This is a genomic window from Actinomyces sp. ICM47 (assembly GCF_000278725.1).
In the GTDB taxonomy this organism is placed as follows: domain Bacteria; phylum Actinomycetota; class Actinomycetes; order Actinomycetales; family Actinomycetaceae; genus Pauljensenia.
Window position 1 is genome coordinate 1 of the sequence record NZ_ALCA01000076.1, and the last position, 5,062, is coordinate 5,062.

A 5,062-nucleotide genomic window follows, 5' to 3' on the forward strand; every position below is an offset into this window, starting at 1 on the left:
CCCTCGAACCGTGCTGGATCATTGATCAGCAGGCGCGCCCCTTCGGCCAGGACAGCAGTGTTAGCGGCTCTTCCAGGACACGCCCAGGGCCTGGGCGATACGCGCCACCGTCAAATGGTGGACGACCAGCCCAGTGAGTGCCCAGCGCACCGCCGCCCGTGAGAGCTTGGCGCGCGGATCGACCGCTTGGCTCATATCCTGACGCCACACGTGAGCGCACTCCTGGCACCGGTAGCGGCGCACGCTCACATGCAAAATCGTGGGACGCCACCCGTAAGGCTCGTGCGCCAAGCGCCTGACTACCGTGTCACGCGCCTCGCCCTGGCACCCGCAGCAGCGACACCACCGATCCTCACCAACAATGCGGCAAGCCAACACTGCATGGTCTGGCTCAATGCGCTGGCCGGTCACTTCCAGACCCAGGTCATCCAGGCGCGTGAACGCGCTCAGGTCAGGGCGATCAAAGGTAGTATTAGACATGTCGAGGTCTTTCAGATGGACAGTGTCGGAATCTCCATCATCGGAAGACCTCGACCCCTACCAGGCCACGACACGCCCAACCCCGCCAACAACACCTACACCCTCAATTATGAAGAGCCGGATACGCGCAGGGCCGGAAGCTTTCGCTTCCGGCCCCAACCGTTTTGTGGGCCCTACCGGGCTCGAACCGATGACCTTCTGGGTGTAAACCAGACGCTCTAACCAACTGAGCTAAAGGCCCCACGCACGCGCCAATCTACCAGATCGAGCGCGAACGGTCACTTTCTGACCCGAGCGAAAGGAACACCCAAGAACGCTCCCCCGCCCAGGCCTCGTCGATAAACCTAGCGACGCGAACGAGGACGCGCGGTCACGCGCACGCCCGCCCACTCCTCGCCCAGCGCCGTCGACGTCGTCGCGTGCAGGCCCGCGATCTTTGCGGCCTCCTCAACGTCGCCCACGCGCACCGAATTAGGACGCCCCGGCTTAGGAATCAGAACCCAAATCAGGCCGCCGTCATCCAGGTTCGACATGGCGTCCACCAGGACGTCGGCCAGGTCCTCCTCCTCAGCATCATCCGAGCGCCACCACACGATCGCGCCGTCTACGACATCGCCATAATCGACGTCAACCAGCGGATGACCGGTCTCCTGTTCAATCGACTCGCGCACCTTCTGATCGACGTCATCATCGACGTAGAACTCCTGCACGATCGCATCGGACGCAAAACCCAGGCTCACTGCCATCACGCAGCACCGCCTCTCGACGAGCTGCTGCTCTGTGTCATATCAACGTTCACTCCTTCATCCTAGGGCATGAAACCGGGTCGAATGCAAGGGATAACACCAGGCGAAACACCCATGATGGACAACACCACTCTGACCAGCAGGTTTACGCATAGCGCCAGCGCCCAACATCGGTGAAAGGCACCTCATACACACGCGGGTCATCAAACGCTAGAAAAGCCACACCATTAGTGGGACAATGGTCCCGATATGTGCGGTGTCGATCGAAGACACCGCCCACGAACGCTGCACGTCGCAGCTCCGAGTCAAGCGAGAAGGTACACCGTGAGCCAACTCCACGAGTCACGCCCCGTCGTCGTCAACGGGCTGATCCCCCAGGTCCCCGACAACGACCCCCAGGAGACCGCCGAATGGGTCGAGTCCCTATCCGGGCTCATCAACGAAAAGGGCGGCCCACGCGCGCGCTACATCCTGCTGCACATGCTGGACGAAGCGCGCCGAAACGGCGTTCAGCTCCCCCAGGAATACACGACCCCCTACGTCAACACCATCCCCGTTGACCAGGAACCGTACTTCCCCGGCGACGAAGCCATGGAGCGCGAATACCGCCGCTGGATCCGCTGGAACGCCGCCGTCCAGGTGACGCGCGCCCAGCGCCCCGGCGTCAAAGTCGGCGGACACATCTCCTCCTACGCCTCCGTCGCCACCCTCTACGAGGTCGGCCTCAACCACTTCTTCCGCGGCAAGGACCACCCCGGCGGCGGCGACCACGTCTTCTTCCAGGGCCACGCCTCCCCCGGTCCCTACGCGCGCGCCTTCCTGGAAGGCCGTCTCTCCGAAGAGGAGATGGACGGATTCCGCCAGCAGGTTTCAACCAAGCATGGCCTGCCCTCCTACCCGCACCCGCGCCAGCTCGACCACTTCTGGGAGTTCCCCACGGTCTCACTCGGCCTGGGTCCCGCCGAAGCCATCTACCAGGCGTGGTTCGACCGCTACCTGCACATGAACGGGATCAAAGACACGTCCCAGCAGCACACCTGGGCCTTCATCGGCGACGGTGAAATGGACGAACCCGAGTCCCGCGGCATGCTCCAGCTGGCGGCCCAGCAGCGCCTGGACAACCTGACCTTCGTCATCAACTGCAACCTGCAGCGTCTCGACGGCCCGGTTCGCGGCAACGGCAAGATCATCCAGGAGCTGGAAGCCTTCTTCAAGGGTGCCGGCTGGAACGTCATCAAGGTCATCTGGGGCCGCGGCTGGGACCAGCTGCTCGCCGCCGACAAGGACGACGCCCTCGTCCACGTCATGAACGAGACCCTGGACGGCGACTACCAGACCTTCCGCGCGAACGACGGCGCCTACGTGCGCGAACACTTCTTCGGCCGTGACCCGCGCACCAAGGAAATGGTCAAGAACTGGACAGACGACCAGCTCTGGGAACTCAAGCGCGGCGGCCACGACTACCGCAAGGTCTACGCGGCCTACAAGGCAGCCATGGAGCACACCGGCCAGCCAACCGTCGTCCTCGCCCACACCATTAAGGGCTACGCGCTGGGCACGCACTTCGCGGGACGTAACTCGACGCACCAGATGAAGAAGCTGACGCTCGAGGACGCCAAGCAGCTGCGCGACCGCCTGCAGATCCCGATCACGGACGAAGAACTCGAACGCGATCCCTACATGCCTCCGTACTACATGCCGCCCGCCGATCACCCGGCCCTGCAGTACATGAAGGAGCGCCGCGAGATCCTCGGCGGCTGGGTGCCCGAGCGCCGCGCCGACCGCCAGCCCAAGCTCCCCGAGCTGCCCGCCCGCCCCTTCGAAGCGTTGTCCAAGGGTTCCGGCAAGCTCGAGGTCGCCACGACCATGGCACTCGTGCGTCTGATCAAGGACCTCATGAAGGACAAGCAGGTCGGCAAGTACTTCGTGCCGATCATCCCCGACGAGGCCCGCACCTTCGGTCTGGACGCGATCTTCCCCTCGGCGAAGATCTTCAACACGACCGGCCAGTCCTACACGCCCGTCGACGCGGACATGATGCTGTCCTACCGTGAGTCTGAGCAGGGCCGCATCCTGCACACGGGTATCACCGAGGCCGGCTCCGCTGCCGCCTTCCAGGTCGTCGGCACGGCGTATGCCACGCACGACCTGCCGATGGTGCCGATCTACATCTTCTACTCGATGTTTGGCTTCCAGCGCACGGGCGACCAGTTCTGGGCCGCCGGCGACCAGCTCACCAAGGGCTTCGTCATAGGCGCGACGGCCGGCCGCACGACGCTCGCGGGCGAGGGCCTGCAGCACATGGACGGCCACTCTCAGGTTTTGGCCGCGACCAACCACGCGTTCGTGTCCTACGACCCGGCCTACGCCTACGAGATCCGCCACATCATGGCGGACGGCCTGCAGCGCATGTACGGTAACGCGGGCGACCGCGACCCGAACGTCATGTACTACATCACCGTGTATAACGAGCCGATCCACCAGCCGGCTGAGCCGGAGAACGTGGACGTCGAGGGCATCGTCAAGGGCATCTACAACCTCGATGAGCACCAGAACTTCGGCGGCCCCAAGGCTCAGCTGCTCGCCTCCGGCGTCGGCGTACCGTGGGCACGCGAGGCACGCGAGCTCCTGGCTCGCGACTGGGGCGTGGATGCCGCCGTGTGGTCCGTGACCTCGTGGAACGAGCTGCGCCGCGACGGCCTGGATGCTGAGGAGCACAACTACCTGCACCCGACCGAGCCGCGCCGCACCCCCTACGTGTCGGCCAAGCTCGCGGGTCGCGAGGGTCCGTTCGTGGCCTCCTCCGACTTCGACCGCATGCTGCCCGACCAGATCCGCCAGTGGGTCCCGGGCGACTACCACGTGCTCGGTGCGGATGGCTTCGGCTTCTCCGACACCCGCCGCGCCGCTCGCCGCTGGTACCACATCGATGCCGAGTCGATGGTCGTGCGCACGCTGGCCGCCCTCGCCGACAAGGGCCAGGTTGACCCGTCGGTCGTCCAGCAGGCGATCGACAAGTACGAGCTCTTCAACTGCGCGATCCAGGGCAACGACCACGCTGGCGAAGAGTGAGCGTCGCTAGGCCCGCGTTCTTCCCTCGCGGTGCCCAGCGATCATGAGAACGAGGCCGGGGTTCCCCACGCGGGTTCCCCGGCCTCGTCAGCTCTCCCTCACATCGTTGATTTACTCAATCCGCACCACGAAACCAGACCGCCCATCGTCACGTTCGCCCCACCTGCAACAAGTTTTCTCCGGTTGTCATTCCCGCCTGTTGTAACAAGTACACTGTGCGCATGAACACAGCGATGGCAGCTTTAAATATCACGACCAACATCGTGACATCGATTGTTACAGTACCGGGATTTGGCTTCACTGCCGACTCAATTGAGGGTGGGCACGACCTCTACCAACAGGCCCGCAGCCTTTCGGCTGAAATACCTAGTACTTGCGATGCACAGACGTGTCACCACCTGACAAACTCGATGAGCGCTGAACTGGACGCAATCGAGGGACAGCTCGTTGAGTCGGGCTACGACAGGTCCCACATCGATAGCTTCATCGATCATCTCGAGGAATCAGTGAAGCAAACCATCACGCTCCTTGCCGACGACGAGAACGCCCTACGTGAAGCAATACTCAAGCCCGAGGTATTCCGGTACTACGTTCTCGTACAATCAGCCTCAGCACGCCAGAACTACACCCCCAGCGAACTCCAATACCTCGACACACTCCTGGGTAGCGTCGCGCAGGAGTACCTGACGCTCGCACCAGCGTCACCGGATTTCAAGCACACAGCACTCGAGCGCACAATCACCGCACTGACACAGATCTCCCAC

The 5,062-nt window shown here is 63.4% G+C and carries 3 protein-coding genes, 1 tRNA gene and 1 pseudogene; 2 read left to right on the top strand and 3 right to left on the bottom strand.

Annotation, left to right across the window (positions count from 1 at the left end; translation table 11 throughout):
• From HMPREF1136_RS04585 to HMPREF1136_RS04595, 3 genes and pseudogenes are all read right to left on the bottom strand, one after another.
• Window positions 1–480 (bottom strand): annotated as a pseudogene (locus tag HMPREF1136_RS04585) (ISL3 family transposase); the annotation flags it as partial.
• A 167-nt stretch (window positions 481–647) separates the two neighbouring features.
• Window positions 648–721, bottom strand: a tRNA-Val gene (locus tag HMPREF1136_RS04590).
• 103 nt (window positions 722–824) lie between these two features.
• Window positions 825–1,226 (bottom strand): DUF3052 domain-containing protein, encoded by a 402-nt coding sequence (locus tag HMPREF1136_RS04595; RefSeq protein ID WP_034504927.1) that lies wholly within the window; start codon window positions 1,224–1,226, stop codon window positions 825–827.
• Between the two features lie 324 nt (window positions 1,227–1,550).
• Here HMPREF1136_RS04595 and aceE point away from each other — a divergent pair, with 324 nt between their 5' ends.
• The gene (gene aceE / locus HMPREF1136_RS04600; RefSeq protein WP_009648167.1) at window positions 1,551–4,298 is read left to right on the top strand and encodes a pyruvate dehydrogenase (acetyl-transferring), homodimeric type; all 2,748 of its coding nucleotides are present in this window, start codon (window positions 1,551–1,553) and stop codon (window positions 4,296–4,298) included.
• 410 nt (window positions 4,299–4,708) lie between these two features.
• The coding region (locus HMPREF1136_RS04605; RefSeq protein WP_156791844.1) for a hypothetical protein at window positions 4,709–5,062 on the top strand (354 nt) is incomplete at its 3' end.